Below are 17,200 nucleotides of genomic sequence, written 5' to 3' on the forward strand. Positions count from 1 at the left end.
AAAATTGTTTGATGTTCGATGCTGTGAGTGCCCACACAGATTGCTTGATTCAAATTGTTAAAGAGCGATGCAACAGTGTGTTGCTGCGGGAGTGGAATTCTACTCAACCGCCTTCTCGAGTCAAGCCTTATTTTCAAAGGCTTTTCGAGGTTATCGACGAGGTTGTCTGCGTTGCCGCTTGCCCTGTCGATGGAGGCGCATTATAGGGAGCTGAAACTTTCTGGCAAGCCCCTCAAAGCAATAAAATTGCAAAAAATGGCAGTTTTTTAGTTATTCATAACAAAGCACAGCTTTTGTACAAACTTATCCACAGAAGCAGGCCCGGGATTGCTAGAATGGCCAGAAAATTGAGGAGGCCGAGATGGACTTGCGACTGAGATCCTATAAAGGAAAACGCCCACAACTGGGCAAACGGGTATATGTGGACCCCTGCGCCACCCTGGTGGGAGACATAGTGCTCGGCGATGATGCCAGCATCTGGCCCCTGGTAGCGGCACGGGGGGATGTGAACCATATCCGTATCGGCGCCCGCAGCAATGTGCAGGACGGCACCGTTCTGCACCTTAGCCGCAGGAGCGCCGCGAATCCCGATGGTTACCCCCTTCTGATCGGGGAAGACGTCACCGTGGGCCACAAGGCCATGCTGCACGGTTGCACCATAGGCAACCGGGTACTGGTCGGCATGGGGGCCATACTGCTGGATGGGGTGGTCGTCGAGGATGATGTGATGATAGGTGCCGGCTCTCTGGTGCCACCGGGCAAGCGGCTCGCATCCGGCTTCCTCTATATGGGAAACCCGGCCAAGCAGGCGCGGCCGCTCAAGCCGGCAGAGATTGCCTTTCTGAAGACCTCGGCCGACAACTATGTCCTGCTCAAGGATGAGTATCTGCAAGAGGCTTGAGGCAGACAGAGAACGAAAACAAGAAGCCCGGCATGCGCCGGGCTTCTCTGCTTATATAGCTAGCCAATCGCTGTGGTCAGGATCAGTGGGCCTGATCCCAGTTGTCGCCAGTCCCGGCTTCCACCACCAGCGGCACGTGCAGCTCGGCCGCCGCCGACATCTTCTCCTTGATGAGCGCTATGTACTCCTCCAGCTTCTCCTCGCGGATCTCGAACACAAGTTCATCGTGAACCTGCATCAGCATGTGGATGGAGCCATCGGTAATGCCCCGGATCCAGCCATCGACGGCGATCATGGCGCGCTTGATGATGTCGGCGGCCGTGCCCTGCATCGGGGCGTTGATCGCCGCCCGCTCCGCCGCCTTGCGCAGACCGGCGTTGCGGGACTTGATGTCCGGCAGGTAGAGGCGGCGACCAAACAGGGTCTCGACATAACCCTGGGCTTCCGCCTGCTGGCGGGTGCGCTCCATGTACTCCAGCACGCCCGGGTAGCGTTCGAAGTAGAGATCCATGTACTTCTGCGCCTCGGCACGGCCGATCCCCAGCTGCTTGGCCAGACCGAAGGCACTCATGCCATAGATGAGGCCGAAGTTGATCGCCTTGGCGCTGCGGCGCATGTCGGTGGTCACCGCCTCGAGCGCCACACCGAATACCTCGGCGGCAGTCGCCTTGTGGATGTCCTTGCCCTCGGCAAAGGCGGTCAGCAAGCCTTGGTCACCGGAGAGGTGCGCCATGATGCGCAGCTCGATCTGGGAGTAATCCGCCGCCACCAGCTTGTAACCGGCACTAGGAATGAAGGCCTGCCGGATCCTGCGCCCCTGCTCGTTGCGCACCGGGATGTTCTGCAGGTTGGGATCGGTGGAGGAGAGCCGGCCGGTCGCCGCCACCGCCTGATGGTAGGAGGTATGTACCCGCCCGGTCTGGGGCTTGATCATCAGCGGCAGCTTGTCGGTATAGGTGGACTTGAGCTTGGCCAGTCCACGGTGCTCCATCAGGAGGCGCGGCAGATCATAGGTCTCCGCCAATTCCGCCAGCACCTCTTCGGCGGTGGACGGGGCGCCCTTGGGGGTCTTCTTGAGGATCGGCAGCCCCAGCTTGACGAACAGGATCTCGCCGAGCTGCTTGGGTGAGGAAAGGTTGAACTCCTGCCCGGCCAGCTCGTGCGCCTGCCGCTCCAGCTCCGCCAGACGTACTTCGATCTCCTGGCTCTGCTGGTGCAGCAACTTGGGATCTATGGTGGTGCCGAGCAGTTCCATCCGTGCCAACACCGGCAGCAGGGGCAGTTCGATCTCGGTGAATACCTTGGCAAGCTCAGGCTGTTTGCTCAACTCGCCCCACAGAGTCTGGTGCAGACGCAGGGTAATGTCGGCATCTTCCGCCGCATAGGGCGCGGCCTGCTCCAGTTCGATCTGGTTGAAGGTGAGCTGCTTGGCCCCCTTGCCGGCGATATCCTCGAAGGAGATGGTCTCGACCCCGAGGTACTTGCTGGCCAGGGAGTCCATGTCGTGGCGGCTGGCGGTGGAGTTGAGCACATAGGATTCGAGCATGGTGTCGAAGGCGATGCCCTGCAGATCGATGCCGTGGTTCTGCAGCACGTTGCGATCGTACTTGAGGTTCTGCCCCACCTTGAGGCGGGCCGGATCTTCCAGCAGTGGCTTGAGCTTGCCCAGCACCTGCTGTTCGGTCAGCTGGGTTGGCGCCCCCAGATAGTCGTGGCCGAAGGGAACATAAGCCGCCTTGCCCGGCTCGATGGCAAAGGAGACGCCCACGACGCGCGCCTCCATGTAGTCGAGACTGGTAGTTTCGGTGTCAAAGGCAAACAGTGGTGCCGCCTGCAACTGTGCCAGCCAGCCGTCGAACTCGGCCTCCTCCAGAATGCAGCTGTAGTCGGTCTCGATGGCGGCAGCGGGGGCAGCAGCGTCATCAGCTGCTCCTTCCTGCCCGGCGCTCTCTTCGCCACCGGACTCCAGCTCCTTGATCAGGTTGCGCAGCTCGTACTCCCGGTAAACCGCCAGCAGGGACTCCTTGTCGATCGGGCCCAGCAACAGCTCTTCGAGGCTCTGCTCCAGCTCGACATCGGTCTTGATGGTCGCCAGCTGGTAGGAGAGGCGAACCTGATCCTCCTGCTCGCGGAATTTGTCGGCAAACGTCTTGGAGCCACGAAAGCCCAGGGCGGCGACCTTGTCGAGATTGGCGGCGATCTGATCGATGCTGCCTATCCCCTGCAACAGCGCCTGGGCCGTCTTCTCACCCACCCCTGCCATACCGGGAATGTTGTCCACCTTGTCCCCCATCAGGGCCAGGTAGTCGATGATGAGCTCGGGGGGCACGCCGAACTTCTCGATCACCCCTTCCCGATCGGTCTTCACATCCTTCATGGTATCGATCAGGGTGACATGATCGGAGACCAGCTGCGCCATGTCCTTGTCGCCCGTGCTGATGAGCACGGGCAGTTGCTTCTCGGTCGCCTGGCGGGCGAGCGTGCCGATCACGTCGTCGGCCTCGACTCCTTCGACCATCAGGAAGGGGAAACCCATCGCCTTGATCATCTGGTGAATGGGGGCAACCTGGCTACGCAGATCGTCCGGCATGCTGGCGCGGGTCGCCTTGTACTCGGGGTAGATGTCGTCACGGAAGGTCTTGCCCTTGGCGTCGAACACCACGGCCACATGGCAGTCGGGATACTGCTTGCGCAGGCTGCGCATCATGTTGGCCATCACCCGGACGGCGCCGCTTGGCAAACCGGTCGATGTGCGCAGATCGGCCTGCTGGGAGGCGAAGAAGGCGCGGTAAAGATATGAAGAGCCGTCGACCAAGATAAGGGGATTGCTAGGGGCCATGAAATCGTCCTGCCAGGAATAAACAGTCGCTAGGATGCCACAGGGCCCGCGGCACACCAAGGGGCTGACCCCCTCTCATGCGTGCCACGAACAGCCCCACTGCCTGTGGATAACTCTGTGCTCAAAAATGGGCTCATGGCTGCACCAGGGTGACAAAGCTGTGAATTAAAAACAAAAACAGCATATAAAACAGCATGTTGAGATCGTAAAAACAAACCATGATGCCTTCATCATGATCTCGATCAATGTGGAAAAAAATTCAAGGGGGTCAACGAGGCAGGATCCAAAACGAAACAATCCTAGCACAGCAAGATGACTTGACCAGTGGAGGCCGAACGATAACCATACAAAAGTACAACAATCTACCCTGGCTCACATTTTCAACAACGAGGAGTCTGCCATGAAAAAAGTGGCCGTGATCTTGAGTGGCTGTGGCGTGTTTGATGGCGCCGAGATCCATGAAGCCGTCATCAGCCTGCTGGCACTGGCCCGTCAGGGCGCCACCGTCCAGTGCTTCGCGCCCGACGTGCCTCAACTGCACGTCATCAACCATCTGACCGGCGAGGTGAGCGAGGGGGAGAGCCGCAACGTCCTGGTCGAGGCTGCCCGCATCTGCCGCGGCCAGATCAGGAATGTGGCCGAGCTGGACGCGGCCGATTTCGATGCCCTGCTGGTGCCCGGCGGCTTTGGCGCCGCCAAGAATCTGTGCGACTTCGCCGTTCAGGGCGCCAACTGCCAGATCCAGCCCGATGTGCTGAAAGCGTGCCAAAGCTTTGCCGAAGCCCGTAAACCGGCGGCCTATATCTGCATAGCACCGGCCATGATACCCCTCATTTATGGCGCCGGCACCCTGGCCACCATAGGCCATGACGAGGGCGCCGCCAATGCCATCGAGGCCATGGGGGGCAGCCATCTCAACTGCCCGGTCAGCGAGTTCGTGGTGGATCAGGAACGCAAGGTGATCTCGACCCCGGCCTACATGCTGGCGCAGAACATCGTCGAGGCCGCCGACGGCATAGAGAAGACGGTCAGGCAGTTGTTGGCCCTGTGATCCCCTCCCCTGCCAAAACAAGCGGGCCGCTCAAGGAGCGGCCCGCTTTCATTCCAGTCAGTCAAGACGGGATCAGATGGCATCGCCCATCTGGTCCATCTTGCCCAGCAGGGCGCGGAGACGTTCCTGCCAGGCAACGTGCTCGTTGCGCAGCTGATGGTTCTCGTCTTGCAGCTTGTTGTTCTGCTCTTTCAGCTCGTCCAGCTCCATTTTCAGCAGGGAGATGTTGTCGACGGCGGATTGTACTTTGGATTCGAGTTGCTCAAGGACTTCTAGTGACATATGCATACCTGTATGTTCAATTGCGATGCCCCACAGGGGGCGATTCAAGCGCGTGAAGCCAGCATACCCTGATGCGCTCGGCACAAACAAGCCAGCGCGTTGCAAAATGCGCCCTCCGTGCCGGTATTGCTTAAATATGCGTCGGTTTTTCTCGCAGGCGGCAGGAACCGCGATCCGGGACGCTCGCCACGGCGTCACGGCCCCCTGCGAACCGCCTCCTCTCCCGCCGCTGGCATCAGCCGTGCAGGGCGATGAAGCCCCCCATCAGCAGACAGGCCACCCCGTACATCAGCAGCCCATAGAGCAGGTTCCAGCGCAGCAGTAAACCGGCGCTCAGGTTGTAGCGGGAGGCCAGCGCCAGGTTGGAGCCGGATAGCGGGCTGGTGCCGGTGGCGAGCCCCCATCCCAGCAGGAAGCACATGCCGAGCAGGCTGGGATCCGGCGACAGCGGCCACAACAAGGGGGCCATCCCCGAGATGCTGATGAGGGGGTGCACACCTATGATGGCGACCAGGAAGATAAGCAGCAGGGTGAGGGATGCTTCAAGCCAGCCGAAGTGGTTGAATAGCGGCAGACCGTGACCGGCGCCGAAGTCGATGACAGAGAGGGCACTGTTGATGCCGGCAGCCAACAGGCCAGCCCCGAGAAACAGCACCAGCTGGCCGCCGATGGCGGGGAAACGCTCCACCACCTGTCGCTTGAGCGCAGCCCCGCGCCCTTGGCTTGGCATGAAGAGCAGCGCCAGCAAGGGGGCCACCAGGGCGATCACCGCCAGAATGCTGAGCCCGGGCCAGAAACGGTGGATCACCAGCACCAGCAGCGCCAGGGTCACCGGCAACCCCAGGGTCTGCAGCCGCAGCGGATAACCGTCAAAGGTCTCCACGCCGAGTCGCTCTACCTGCCAGGCCGTCAGCCCCATGGCCAGCAGGGCGGCAAGGATGCCAAACGGCAAAATCTGGGAGAGCTGCAGGCCGGGGGCGTAAGTGAGCGCCACCGCCATGGCGACGAAGAAGGGGGACCAGAAGGCCGCGGCGCAGAAGATCCGACTCAGCACCATGACCTGGCGCCGCTCCAGGGTACCGTTGCGCTCCAGCCGATCACCGATGATGAAGAGCACCGAGAGGTTGATGACGGCACCGAGCAGATTGAGGCTGGCCATGGTGCTCCACAGCCCCTTGCGACCGGACCAGGAGGCGGTGCCTGTCAGCAGACCCGAGGTGGCGAGGTTGAGGGTACTGACGGCGGCAAACATGGTGAGCATGTTGATGTTGGGCAGCAGCCAGTCCCCAGGGCTGAGGCTGGCGCCACGCCACCAGGAGAAGATCAGCAGCAGCAGTGCCGCTCCATAGAGCGCCAGCGCCTGACGACGGGCGGCTCCCACCAGCCAGGGCCAGGTGAGCAGGGAGGCGGCCCAGGCCGCGACGGCGGCTGGCCAGGGGGAGAATCCCAGATAGAGGTGCAGCAGGTTGAGCAGCCACATTCCCAGGATCAGATAGCCTGACCAGCGCTTGACCATACAGCGGCCTCGGTCAGGGGATCAGAGACACTGATCCATATCCAGGGAGGGTTTATCACACTCGGGCCGACCCACGATCTTGGCGGGCACACCGGCGACCGTGGTGTGGGGCGGCACCGGGTTGATCACCACGCTGCCGGCTCCTATCTTGGCGCCGACCCCCACTTCGATGTTGCCGAGCACCTTGGCGCCCGCCCCTATCATCACCCCTTCGCGGATCTTGGGATGGCGGTCACCGCTCTCCTTGCCGGTGCCCCCCAGGGTCACGCTCTGCAGGATGGAGACATCGTTCTCGATCACTGCTGTCTCACCGACGACGATGCCGGTGGCGTGGTCAAACATGATGCCCTTGCCGATCCGCGCGGCCGGGTGCACGTCGACCCCGAACACCACGGAGATCTGGTTTTGCAGGTAGAGCGCCAGCGAGCGGCGCCCCTGACGCCACAGCCAGTTGGCAACCCGGTAGCCCTGGAGGGCATGGAACCCCTTGAGGTAGAGCAGCGGCGTCGAGAAGAGGTCGACGGCGGGATCCCGGTCCTGCACGGCGCAGATGTCGGCCGCCACTGCGGCCAGCAGCTCGGGTTCGCTGCGCAGGGCCAGTTCAATCACCTCGCGCAGAGCGATGGCTGGCATGGTGGTGCTGTCGAGCTTGTTGGCGAGCTGAAAACTCAGAGCCGAGCGCAGATCACCGTGATTGAGAATGGTGGAGTGAAAGAAGCTGGCCAGCATGGGCTCCTGGGCCGCCATGCTCTGCGCTTCCTGCTGAATTTTTTGCCACGTTTGGGCAACCAGATCATCCATGTTGCAGCCTACTGTTGTTCAGGGTGAGTGCCTTGTTGTTCTTTTGTCAGCACCGAGATGGGGTCCATATGAATGATCACCTCCATCCGCTCGAAGGATTGGCGAACCGCCAGTTCAGCCTCGTCGGCTATCTGATGGGCCTGGACCAGGGGGAGCTGATCGTCGAGCTCCAGATGTAACTGCACGAAGCGGGTCGGCCCGGATTGGCGGGTACGCAGATCATGTACGCCATGCACCCCCTCTACGGCACAGCAGAGCGCCATTATTCTCGCTTGTTCTTCCTCTGGCAACTGACGATCGAGCAGGGCCTGTACGGATTCGTAGCCAATATGGGCGGCCCCCCACACCAGGAACAGACCAATCAGGATGGCGAACAGGCCATCGGCCCAGTGCCACCCCTGCCCCGCCAGCACCAGCGCCAGCAGCACGCCGGCATTGAGCAGCAAGTCCGAGCGGTAGTGCAGCATGTCGGCCTTGATGGCCACGCTGTTGGTCTTGCGAATGACCAGACTCTGGAAGCTGACCAGCAGCAGGGTCAGCAGGATGGAGCCGGCACTGACCCAGATCCCCGCCTCCAGCCGCACCACGGGGACCTGATTCAGCATCGACGAGATGCCGTGCATCATCAGCAGCAGGGCAGAGCCCGAGATGAAGGCCGACTGGATCAGACCCGCAAGGGACTCCGCCTTGCCGTGGCCGAAGCGGTGCTCCTCATCGGCTGGCGCCAGCGCGTAACGAATGGCCAGCAGGTTGATGATGGAGGCACTCACATCCATGAAGGAGTCGGTGAGGGACGCCAGCAGGCTGGAAGAGTCCGTCATCAACCAGGCGATCAGCTTGCCCAGGATCAGCAGGGTGGCGGTGACGACCGCCGCCGTGCTGGCGAGGGTGACCCAGCGGGAATAATGTTGATGGCTCAAAACCGGCTTTCCTCTGACGCGTAAAAACTTATTATACCCTGACCCGAACGTCAGTTTGGCGCGCAAAATCAACGGAGTGACCCCGAATGAACAAAATACTCCTGGTCGACGACGATCTCGAGCTGACCCAGCTGCTCACCGAAATCCTGACCCTGGAAGGATTTGAGGTCACCGTCGCCGAGGATGGAGAAGAAGGACTGCTGCGGCTGGCAGAGCAGGCATTCGATCTGGTGCTGCTGGACGTCATGATGCCCAGACTCAACGGGTTCGCCATGCTGACCAAGCTGCGCAAGACCCACGACACCCCGGTGTTGATGCTGACTGCCCGTGGCGACAGCCAGGACAGGGTCAACGGGCTCGAAGCGGGCGCAGATGACTATCTGGCCAAACCCTTCGATGACAGGGAGCTGCTGGCGCGAGTGCGCGCCATCTTGCGCCGCACCCAGCATCCCTCACCCCATCGCGGCGCGTCCGATGAGTTGCGCTTCATGGATCTGGTGCTGCAACCCGGCCTGCAGCGAGCCCGCTGCGACGATCAACTGCTGGAGCTCACCGCCACCGAGTTCGGCCTGCTGGAGTGCCTGCTGCGCAGCCCGGGTCAGATCGTCAGCAAGAACCTGTTGTCTGAACAGGTGCTTGGCAAGAAGCTCGAACCCTTCGATCGGGCCATCGACATGCACCTGAGCAACCTGCGCAAGAAGCTGCCCGAACGAGCAGACGGTCAGCCCCGCTTCAAGACGGTACGCGGGCGAGGCTACCTCTGGCTGGAGCAGGCATGAGAACGGCCCGCACCTTCAATGGCCTCTCCACCCAAATCTTCCTCTGGTTCTGGTTCATGCTGCTGCTCGTGCTGGCCGCCGTGGTGATACTGCCCACCCTGGATCCCCGCAATACCATCCCCCTGCCCGAGCACGAGATGGCCAGGATGAACAACAACCTGCGGGCATTGCAGGCCGGAGCCGACCCGAACCAGGAGTTCGATCTGCAACAGGCCATCACGGTGGCAGGTCTCTTGCCGGTGGACAACGTCTACCTGCGTGATGCCAAGGGCCAGATGCAATCCACCACCCAGTTGAGCAAATTCGTCATCCGCTTCATGCTGGACGCCGACGACCCGGCCAGGCCCATGCTGGGTAGCGAACACCAGCGGGCCATCGCCGGCCCCTTCCAGATGCAGCACCACGGCCAGACCTATCACGTCTACTTCGGGCTCAACGTCGAGAACTCCTATCTGTTCCTGTTTATCCAGATCCTGGATCACCCCATCCAGATCCTGGGCATCGCCATGCTGGTCAGCACCCCGCTCTGTCTGCTGCTGGCCTGGCGGCTGACCCGCCCCATACTGCAGTTGCAGCAGTCGGTCTCCCAGTTGGCACAGGGCAAGCTGGAGACGCGGATCCCCAACCTGGGGCGGCGGGACGAGATAGGTCAGCTGGCGGATCATGTCAGCCACATGGTGGATACCCTCAAGCGCATGATCCAGAAGCAGAAACAGTTGCTGTCCGACATCTCCCACGAGCTGCGCAGCCCCCTCACCCGCATGCAGCTGGCGCAGGCCTTGATCCGCCGCAAGCAGGGGGACAGCTCGGAGCTGGCCCGGATCGAAAGCGAAATCGCCCGGCTCGACAAGCTGATCGGGGACCTGCTGGATCTGTCGCGGGTTCAGCAGCATGTGGAAGCCCCGGTGGAACTGCCGCTGGCGGAGCTGCTGGAGCCCATCCTGGACGACGCCATGTTCGAGGCCAATCAGAACGGCAAGCAACTCAGGCTGCCACCGCTACCGACCGAGACCCTCAGGATGTGGCCGGAGCTGCTGGCGAGAGCCCTAGAGAACCCGCTGCGCAATGCGCTCAAGTATGCCCGCGAGTTCATCAAGGTGGACTGGTATCGGGAGGGACGGGAGTGGGTGATGACCATACGGGATGACGGCCCCGGCGTGCCGGTGGAGCAGCAACCCATGCTGTTCCTGCCCTTCTTCCGGGTCGACGATGCCCGCAACGCCAAAACTGGCGGCACCGGCCTCGGTCTCGCCATCGCCGCCGAGGCGATCCAGCGCCATGGCGGCACCATCAAGGCCAGCAACAATCACCCGACCGGGCTCGTCATCACCATCCGCCTGCCCATGGTGTGAGCCACCCCTTTTCATCGGCATGGGCGCTGGGTATGCTGGCGCCCGTTTCGCACCACCTCAGCCCCGCATCAGGATCCCGTCATGCTCGACATCGTGCTCTACCAACCGGAAATCCCGCCCAACACCGGCAACATCATCCGCCTCTGTGCCAACACCGGCTATCGGCTGCACCTGATAGAGCCCCTGGGTTTCGCCTGGGATGACAAGCGGGTGAAGCGGGCGGGACTCGACTATCACGAGTTTGCCGAGGTGAAGCGCTGGCCGAGCTATGAGGACTTCCTCGCGGCCGTGGCCCCCAAGCGGGTATTCGCCTGCACCACCAAGGGACGCACCGCTCACTCGGCGGCGCAGTTTGCCCCGGGGGATACCCTGCTGTTCGGGCCGGAGAGCCGAGGATTACCGGCGGAGATCATCGAGAGTCTGCCGTTCGAGCAGCGGCTGCGCATTCCCATGCTGCCTCAGAGTCGCAGCATGAATCTGGCCAATGCGGTCGCGGTTTTCGTCTACGAGAGCTGGCGCCAGTTTGGCTATGAGGGCTCCCTCTAGCCTTTGCTGGCGCGGTGCCCCTCAGAGACGGCACCGACCATGAGACCCCGTCAGGCGGGTTCCCGACCTTGACCCAGCAGGCGGCCGTCACGTTCCAGTTGCCAGCATAGCCAGCCCAGGGTCAGGCCCCGCCCTGTCATCAGCGCCGCCATGGCGGCCCACAAGGCCGCCACGCCCCATTCCTGGCACAGCCACCAGATCGGGAAGAAGCCGGCAAACACCGCCACCAGCATGCTGTTGCGCATCTCGCGAGCCCGGGTGGCCCCGATGAAGACCCCATCCAGCAGGAAGCACCAGACCGCCAGCAAGGGCATGGCGATGAGCCAGGGCAGTTGGCGGTTCGCCTCGGCGATCACCGCAGGGATGTCGGTGATATGGGCGATGAGCTGCCGCCCTCCCAGGGCAAACCCCAGAGCAAATGCGATCGCGATCAGCAAGGCCCAACCCAGGTTGAGGACTATGGCCTCCCGCAGCCCCTGCCTGTCCCGCCGTCCTATGGCGCGCCCCACCATGGCTTCCACCGCGTAGGCGAAGCCATCCAGCCCGTAGGAGATCAGCATCAGGAAGTTGAGCAACACCGCATTGGCGGCTACTGCCACGTCCCCCAACCTGGCCCCCTGCAGGGTCATGAAGGCGAAACAGAGCTGCAGGCAGAGGGAGCGAATGAAGATGTCCCGATTCAGGCCGAGCAGCCGCCGCACCGCGGGCCATTGCCACCAGCGCGGCCAGGCGCTCTGCCACACCTCGGCAGGGAGATGGCGCAGGCGGCGGCTCACCAGCCAGAGCCCCACCCCGAGCGAACAGTAGTCCGCCAGCAGGGAGGCGGCAGCCACCCCCCTGACCTGCCAGCCGAGCCCCAGCACGAACCAGGCGTCCAGCACCATGTTCACCAGGTTGCTCAAGATCAGCAGCAGCATGGGGCTGCGCGCATCCTGCATGCCCAGCAGCCAGCCCATGATGACCAGGTTGCACAGGGCCGCCGGCGCGCTCCAGATCCGCACCGAGACATAGTCTCCGGCATAGACCTGCACCTCGGGGGATCCTCCGCTGAGCCCTATGATGGCCGGCAAGAAAGGCAGCACCAGCAACAGCAGGGCCAGCCCCAACCCGACGGCGAGGCCGAGCGCCCGCGCCAGGGTGTCCAGCTGCCCCTCGGCGCTGGCGGCACCCTGGGCCTGGGCGGTCAGACCCGTAGTGGACATGCGCAGGAAGCCGAGCAGCCAGAACAGGAGGTTGATGAGGGTCGCCCCGACCGAGACACCTCCGAGAAACCAGGCCTGCCCGAGATGGCCGATCACCCAGGTATCCACCAGGCCGAGCAAGGGGGTGGTGACGTTGGAGAACACCATGGGCAGGGCCAGGGCAAACACGGCCCGGTGGCGGCGAGGATCCCTGAGCCAGGACGGCATCAAGCTAGGCACGATCGAGACTGGCAACTCACTCGTCGGCCAGCCGCACTATGCGGGCGAAGTCGGAGACCATGGTCTGCATATCCACATGGGCCACTTCACCCGGGGCGACCTTGGGGCGGAACATGGCCACCAGCTTCCCCTCGGGATTGATCAGCACGATCGAGGCCGAGTGGTCTATGAGGTAATCCTTGCGCTCGCTCTCCACGATGGAATAGACGAGACCAAGGTTGCGCACCAGGGGGAAGAGGGCACGGTGGGTACCGGTCGCCGCCTTGAACTCCGGATGGAAGAAGGCGGTATAGCTCTTGAGACGGGCGCTGTCATCCCGCTGGGGATCCGCCGAGATGAAGACCACCTGGCTGCTGGGTTCGATCTTCTTGAGATCCGGGTAGATGGAACGCAGATCCGCCAGGGCGGTCGGGCAGACGTCGGGACAATAGGTGTAACCGATGAACAGGAAGGTCCAGTGCCCTGCCAGATTGGCGGCAGTGAAGGGCTCCCCATCCCCATCCGTGAGGGTGAAGGGGTTGATGTCACGTCCTACCGGATAATAATCCGCCTGCTCAGGCAGGGAGGGTTGGCTCCAGTAATAGGCTGCCATTATGCTGCCGACGAAGAGCAACAACAGCAGAGAAAAACGTGGTTTAACCATATAAAACAAAACCTTGCTAGTTCAACCAGCCGAATGGCGGGGCCAATGAAGGGCTATTGTAACCCGCTCGGCCCCGTTTCTGCCTAGTCCCGAGTCCGGATACCGGGCTGGAAAGGGCCTTACAGGGACGAAACAGGGGCTATCTCCCGATAATCACAAGATAAAGAAAAGCCCCACACCAGGTGGGGCTCACACACGGTTCGGGGAGCGGGCTCAGGGTCGCAGTCTGCGCAGCCCCTGGGGGCGCCGGATCGTGGCGCGCAGCGGGATGACCGGGGCCGTCCAGGGTGCATCTGGCAAACCGATGTCGTGGTGGCGGCGAAACAGACGAACCAGGCGGACAATCTTGTCCTTGGGGCACCCCAGCCAGATGGTCCAGCCATCTCCCTTGTGATACACCCAGAGCGCATAAAACCACGTCATCCGACTGCCCTTGATGAATCGGGTGATGGAGGATACGGGGGGTGCAGCCGGACCCGGATCCCACGGTGAGCTTGAAGCCATACCTGTCCTCCTTGCTCAACAGGCCACGCCGACCAGTGTTCCCGCCATCAGGAGGCAGACCGAACACCGTCGCGTACTGACTGTATTGAGTCGTCCAACTGCCTGACGACTCTCCCTTTCTTGCCCCGCACCGACTCAGCGGTGATGCATCCCTGCGATCCATGCTGACCTGGCAGTACACTCAAGGTCATGGCGGTTATCCGGCCATGACACTGCGGGCCTTCTCAAAGGATATATCCGAAATGCATGATGCGTGACGGTACTGTTTGCGGTGAGTCTGGGCAGCGGCAATGGCGGGGATCGGGGAGAAAAAGGGGAGCGGGGAAAAGCGCAAAAACGAAGAGGCCTCCCGCAGGAGGCCCCTTGGCATGTTCGATGCCTACATCCAGTCGGCGTTGCGGATCACCCCGACCGCCAGCCCTTCGATGGTCAGATGCTGGCTGGAGAGATCCACCTCGATGGGGGAGAGATCTTCGTTTTCCGGCAGCAACCACACCTGGCTGCCCTTGCGCTGGAAGCGCTTGACGGTGACGTCTTCATCGAGACGCGCCACCACCACCTGGCCGTTGCGCACCTCCTGGGTCTTGTGCACCGCCAGCAGATCCCCGTCCATGATGCCGATGTTCTTCATGCTCATGCCCTGCACCCGCAACAGGAAGTCTGCCCGCGGGTGGAACAGGGCGGGATCCACCTGATAGTGGCTCTCGATATGCTCCTGGGCCAGGATGGGCTCACCGGCCGCGACCTTGCCGATGAGCGGCAGGCCGCTCTCTTCTGGCGCAGCCTCCTCTTCCTCGAGCAGCAGACGGATGCCGCGGGAGGTGCCGGGCATGATCTCGATGACCCCTTTCTTGGCCAGGGCCTTCAGATGTTCCTCGGCCGCATTGGCCGACTTGAAGCCAAGCTTCTGGGCGATCTCGGCGCGAGTCGGCGGCATGCCGGTCTCGCTCATGTTCGCCTTGATAAGCTCCAGCACTTCAGCCTGGCGGGGGGTAAGGGGTTTCATAGCATAGGCACCTGTCTTTTTATACAGCACACTGGCAGTATATACAGTGCTGTGGCCAAGGCAAGGCGTTGCTGATATTTGTCCTCGTCTTGTCGCAAAAATCCCGCACCTTCTATCCTGAAAAGGCACTCATCCTACCTCTCGGCGACAAGCCGTCGGTGATTTGCTATGCTCACGCCGCATTTTTTTGGAGAGCAGACGCACATGTCCCTTGGACAGAACATTTCCAGAGCCATCCTGCAATGGCCGGTCAGTGGCTTGGTCAATCACAAGAGCCTGCCGGAAAATCCCATCACGGAACTCAAGCTGGATCCGGCAAGACCCATCGTCTATGCCCTGAAGACCAGCTCGATCACCGACCTGATGACCCTGCAACAGTGCTGCGAGGATCTCGGCCTGCCCGGCCCGTTCACGCCGCTGGAGCTGGGTGGCCAGCTGCTGCCGCGCTACGTCTGTCTGGATCGTCCGCCTCCCCTGTTTGGCACGCGCAACAAGCCATTGCCCTTCCTGCAGGAGTTCCACCAGCTGCTGGACTTGCACAAGCAGGATCCCGAGCTGGATATCCAGGTGGTGCCCGTCACCCTGTTCTGGGGCCGCGCCCCCGGCCGGGAAGGCGAGGAAGCCTCCGGCTGGAACATCATCAGCAGCCTGGCACCGAACCGCCTCAAGAAGGCGCTGATCGTGATCCTCAAGGGTCGCGAGAATCTGGTGCGCTTCTCCCCGCCGCTCTCCCTGCGTCACATGGCCGACAAGCACGGCACCGACGAGGCGATCGCCCACAAGCTGGCGCGGGTGGCCCGCACCCACTTCAGCCGCCAGCAGCTCGCCGCCACAGGTCCCAAGCTGCCGAACCGCAACCTGCTGTTCAAGCAGTTGCTGGAGTCGAGCGTGATCCAGCAGGCCATCGAAGAAGAGGCCAGACGGGAGGGGATTAGCCTGGAGAAGGCGCAGAAGCGCGCCCATGGCTACATGGACGAGATAGCCTCCAACTTCTCCTACCGGCTGATCCGCCTCGGCGAGAGCTTCCTCGGCTGGCTGTGGAACAAGCTCTACCGCGGTTTGTCGGTCAACGGCGCCGAGAAAGTACGCCAGCTGGCCCAGGAAGGGCACGAGATCGTCTACGTCCCCTGCCATCGCAGCCACATGGACTATCTTCTGCTCTCCTACGTGATCTACCACCAGGGGATGGTGCCGCCCCATATCGCGGCGGGCATCAACCTCAACTTCTGGCCGGCGGGCCCGCTCTTCCGCCACGGCGGTGCCTTCTTCATTCGCCGTACCTTCAAGGGCAACCCGCTCTACAGCACGGTATTTCGTGAATACCTCAACCTGCTGTTTGCCAAGGGTTACTCGGTAGAGTTCTTCACCGAAGGGGGTCGCTCCCGTACCGGCCGTCTGCTGCCGCCCAAAACCGGCATGCTGGCGATGACCCTGCAGGCGATGATGCGCGGGCTGGACAGGCCGGTGACCCTGGTGCCCGTCTATCTGGGCTACGAGCACGTGATGGAGGTGAACACCTACCACAACGAGCTCAAGGGCAGCCGCAAGGAGAAGGAGAGCTTCCTGCAGGTGCTCGGCATACTGCGCAAGCTGCGCAACTACGGCCGTGGCTTCGTCAACTTCGGCGAGCCGCTGACCCTCAACGGCTACCTCAACGAGAAGGTCCCGGAGTGGAAGGCCCACATCGGCAAGGAGGAGCGCCCGGAGTGGATGGCCCCCACCGTCAACCAGCTGGCCGAGCTGATGATGACCCGCATCAACGATGCCGCCGCCGTCAACGGCCTGACTCTGAGTGCCCTGGCGCTGCTGGCCGCCGAGCGCCACGCCCTGACCCGGGACGAACTGCAGGCCCAGCTCAACACCTATCTTGACCTGCTCAAGCAGGTGCCCTATAGCCCCCAGAGCACCCTGCCGGGTGAGGATGCGAAGACCCTGCTGGATCAGGCCATGGAGCTCAACAAGTTCGAGGTGAGCGAGGACAAGCTGGGTCAGATCATCAGCCTGGACCGCTATCAGGCGATCCTGCTGACCTACTACCGCAACAACATCCTCCACCTGTTCGCCATGCCCTCCCTGGTGGCGGCCTTGATCGAACGCTGCGAGGGGATCTCCCGCAGCGAACTCGTTGCCCGCTGCATCGACATCTACCCGCTGCTCAGGACGGAGCTGTTCCTGCGCTACCAAGAGGAGGAGCTGCCAGAGCTGGTCGATGCCCTGCTGGCCGAACTGCAACGCCAGCAACTGGTCGAGGCGCGCGACGGCGGCTACTGGGTCAATCCGGGCAACCAGACCCGCCTGTTGTTGCTGGCCGAGAGCATTCAGGAGACGCTGCAGCGCTACGCCATCGTGCTGACCCGGGTGCTGGCCCAGCCCCGCATAGAGGCAGAGCAGCTGGAGGCGGACGGCCTGATGATGGCGGAGCGCCTCGGCACCCTGCACGGCATCAACGCCCCCGAGTTCTTCGACCAGAAGCTGTTCAGCACCCTGATCCACACCCTGCGCAGCGAAGGCTATCTGGACACCGGCTGCAAGCCGGATCTCGGCCGCTTCCAGGCGCTGGCCGACAACATAGTGCCGCTGCTGAGCAACAAGATCCGCCGCACCATACAGGCGGGAAACCGGCTCTAACCACCATCTTA

General features: G+C 62.3%; 16 protein-coding genes. 7 read left to right on the top strand and 9 right to left on the bottom strand.

What is annotated here, in order from left to right; translation table 11 throughout:
- Nucleotides 1–206, top strand: a 206-nt coding sequence (locus tag ACB039_RS18650; RefSeq protein WP_371166196.1) for a hypothetical protein, incomplete at its 5' end; no start/stop codon positions are given.
- Nucleotides 207–361: 155 nt separating this feature from the next.
- Nucleotides 362–901, top strand: coding sequence for a gamma carbonic anhydrase family protein (locus tag ACB039_RS18655; RefSeq protein ID WP_041206725.1), 540 nt, complete (start codon nucleotides 362–364; stop codon nucleotides 899–901).
- 82 nt (nucleotides 902–983) lie between these two features.
- Here the strand turns inward: ACB039_RS18655 and polA are convergent, their stop codons facing one another.
- A complete protein-coding gene (polA, locus tag ACB039_RS18660; protein ID WP_171272993.1) occupies nucleotides 984–3,740 on the bottom strand; it encodes a DNA polymerase I in 2,757 nt (918 codons plus the stop codon).
- A 400-nt stretch (nucleotides 3,741–4,140) separates the two neighbouring features.
- On the opposite strand from polA, the gene elbB reads away from it, so the two are divergent.
- Nucleotides 4,141–4,791, top strand: coding sequence for an isoprenoid biosynthesis glyoxalase ElbB (gene elbB / locus ACB039_RS18665; RefSeq protein ID WP_139437769.1), 651 nt, complete (start codon nucleotides 4,141–4,143; stop codon nucleotides 4,789–4,791).
- Between the two features lie 72 nt (nucleotides 4,792–4,863).
- Here elbB and ACB039_RS18670 read toward each other — a convergent pair whose 3' ends face one another.
- From ACB039_RS18670 to ACB039_RS18685, 4 genes are all read right to left on the bottom strand, one after another.
- Nucleotides 4,864–5,073: a cell division protein ZapB gene (locus ACB039_RS18670; RefSeq protein ID WP_025325277.1), complete on the bottom strand. Its 210-nt coding sequence runs from the start codon at nucleotides 5,071–5,073 to the stop codon at nucleotides 4,864–4,866.
- Between the two features lie 235 nt (nucleotides 5,074–5,308).
- Nucleotides 5,309–6,589 carry a hypothetical protein gene (locus ACB039_RS18675; protein ID WP_371166197.1) on the bottom strand — a complete coding sequence of 427 codons (1,281 nt, stop codon included), beginning with the start codon at nucleotides 6,587–6,589 and terminating at the stop codon, nucleotides 5,309–5,311.
- Nucleotides 6,590–6,610: 21 nt separating this feature from the next.
- Nucleotides 6,611–7,390, bottom strand: coding sequence for a serine O-acetyltransferase (gene cysE, locus ACB039_RS18680; protein WP_005331115.1), 780 nt, complete (start codon nucleotides 7,388–7,390; stop codon nucleotides 6,611–6,613).
- 8 nt (nucleotides 7,391–7,398) lie between these two features.
- On the bottom strand, nucleotides 7,399–8,310 hold the full coding sequence (locus ACB039_RS18685) for a cation diffusion facilitator family transporter (protein WP_043132612.1): 912 nt from the start codon (nucleotides 8,308–8,310) through the stop codon (nucleotides 7,399–7,401).
- A gap of 86 nt (nucleotides 8,311–8,396) precedes the next feature.
- On the opposite strand from ACB039_RS18685, the gene ACB039_RS18690 reads away from it, so the two are divergent.
- The 3 genes from ACB039_RS18690 (at nucleotide 8,397) to trmL (ending at nucleotide 10,987) form a co-directional block, all read left to right on the top strand.
- The gene (locus ACB039_RS18690) at nucleotides 8,397–9,089 is read left to right on the top strand and encodes a response regulator (protein WP_371166198.1); all 693 of its coding nucleotides are present in this window, start codon (nucleotides 8,397–8,399) and stop codon (nucleotides 9,087–9,089) included.
- Nucleotides 9,086–10,441 carry an ATP-binding protein gene (locus tag ACB039_RS18695; protein WP_371166199.1) on the top strand — a complete coding sequence of 452 codons (1,356 nt, stop codon included), beginning with the start codon at nucleotides 9,086–9,088 and terminating at the stop codon, nucleotides 10,439–10,441. Before ACB039_RS18690 ends, ACB039_RS18695 begins: the two co-directional genes overlap by 4 nt.
- A gap of 81 nt (nucleotides 10,442–10,522) precedes the next feature.
- Nucleotides 10,523–10,987, top strand: coding sequence for a tRNA (uridine(34)/cytosine(34)/5-carboxymethylaminomethyluridine(34)-2'-O)-methyltransferase TrmL (trmL, locus tag ACB039_RS18700; protein WP_139751851.1), 465 nt, complete (start codon nucleotides 10,523–10,525; stop codon nucleotides 10,985–10,987).
- 50 nt (nucleotides 10,988–11,037) lie between these two features.
- On the opposite strand, the gene dinF is transcribed toward trmL, so the two are convergent.
- From dinF to lexA, 4 genes are all read right to left on the bottom strand, one after another.
- On the bottom strand, nucleotides 11,038–12,396 hold the full coding sequence (gene dinF, locus ACB039_RS18705; RefSeq protein WP_371166210.1) for an MATE family efflux transporter DinF: 1,359 nt from the start codon (nucleotides 12,394–12,396) through the stop codon (nucleotides 11,038–11,040).
- Nucleotides 12,397–12,424: 28 nt separating this feature from the next.
- Complete coding sequence (locus tag ACB039_RS18710; RefSeq protein WP_043132622.1) at nucleotides 12,425–13,051, bottom strand: SCO family protein; 627 nt, start codon at nucleotides 13,049–13,051, stop codon at nucleotides 12,425–12,427.
- A gap of 213 nt (nucleotides 13,052–13,264) precedes the next feature.
- The gene (locus ACB039_RS18715; RefSeq protein ID WP_005331107.1) at nucleotides 13,265–13,474 is read right to left on the bottom strand and encodes a hypothetical protein; all 210 of its coding nucleotides are present in this window, start codon (nucleotides 13,472–13,474) and stop codon (nucleotides 13,265–13,267) included.
- A 460-nt stretch (nucleotides 13,475–13,934) separates the two neighbouring features.
- Entirely contained in the window at nucleotides 13,935–14,561 is a 627-nt protein-coding gene (gene lexA, locus ACB039_RS18720) for a transcriptional repressor LexA (RefSeq protein ID WP_043132624.1), read from the bottom strand.
- A 204-nt stretch (nucleotides 14,562–14,765) separates the two neighbouring features.
- Here lexA and plsB point away from each other — a divergent pair, with 204 nt between their 5' ends.
- Nucleotides 14,766–17,189, top strand: coding sequence for a glycerol-3-phosphate 1-O-acyltransferase PlsB (plsB, locus tag ACB039_RS18725; RefSeq protein ID WP_371166200.1), 2,424 nt, complete (start codon nucleotides 14,766–14,768; stop codon nucleotides 17,187–17,189).
- Nucleotides 17,190–17,200: the final 11 nt, after the last annotated feature.

This window comes from Aeromonas sp. S2(2024) (assembly GCF_041402505.1).
Classification (GTDB): domain Bacteria; phylum Pseudomonadota; class Gammaproteobacteria; order Enterobacterales; family Aeromonadaceae; genus Aeromonas; species Aeromonas media.

Excerpts from the sequence above, each read along its gene's own strand:
- ACB039_RS18655 (WP_041206725.1), top strand. The coding sequence starts at position 362 with ATGGACTTGCGACTGAGATCCTATAAAGGAAAACGCCCACAACTGGGC.
- polA (WP_171272993.1), bottom strand. The coding sequence starts at position 3,740 with ATGGCCCCTAGCAATCCCCTTATCTTGGTCGACGGCTCTTCATATCTT.
- elbB (WP_139437769.1), top strand. The coding sequence starts at position 4,141 with ATGAAAAAAGTGGCCGTGATCTTGAGTGGCTGTGGCGTGTTTGATGGC.
- ACB039_RS18670 (WP_025325277.1), bottom strand. The coding sequence starts at position 5,073 with ATGTCACTAGAAGTCCTTGAGCAACTCGAATCCAAAGTACAATCCGCC.
- ACB039_RS18675 (WP_371166197.1), bottom strand. The coding sequence starts at position 6,589 with ATGGTCAAGCGCTGGTCAGGCTATCTGATCCTGGGAATGTGGCTGCTC.
- cysE (WP_005331115.1), bottom strand. The coding sequence starts at position 7,390 with ATGGATGATCTGGTTGCCCAAACGTGGCAAAAAATTCAGCAGGAAGCG.
- ACB039_RS18690 (WP_371166198.1), top strand. The coding sequence starts at position 8,397 with ATGAACAAAATACTCCTGGTCGACGACGATCTCGAGCTGACCCAGCTG.
- ACB039_RS18695 (WP_371166199.1), top strand. The coding sequence starts at position 9,086 with ATGAGAACGGCCCGCACCTTCAATGGCCTCTCCACCCAAATCTTCCTC.
- trmL (WP_139751851.1), top strand. The coding sequence starts at position 10,523 with ATGCTCGACATCGTGCTCTACCAACCGGAAATCCCGCCCAACACCGGC.
- dinF (WP_371166210.1), bottom strand. The coding sequence starts at position 12,396 with ATGCCGTCCTGGCTCAGGGATCCTCGCCGCCACCGGGCCGTGTTTGCC.
- ACB039_RS18710 (WP_043132622.1), bottom strand. The coding sequence starts at position 13,051 with ATGGTTAAACCACGTTTTTCTCTGCTGTTGTTGCTCTTCGTCGGCAGC.
- ACB039_RS18715 (WP_005331107.1), bottom strand. The coding sequence starts at position 13,474 with ATGACGTGGTTTTATGCGCTCTGGGTGTATCACAAGGGAGATGGCTGG.
- lexA (WP_043132624.1), bottom strand. The coding sequence starts at position 14,561 with ATGAAACCCCTTACCCCCCGCCAGGCTGAAGTGCTGGAGCTTATCAAG.
- plsB (WP_371166200.1), top strand. The coding sequence starts at position 14,766 with ATGTCCCTTGGACAGAACATTTCCAGAGCCATCCTGCAATGGCCGGTC.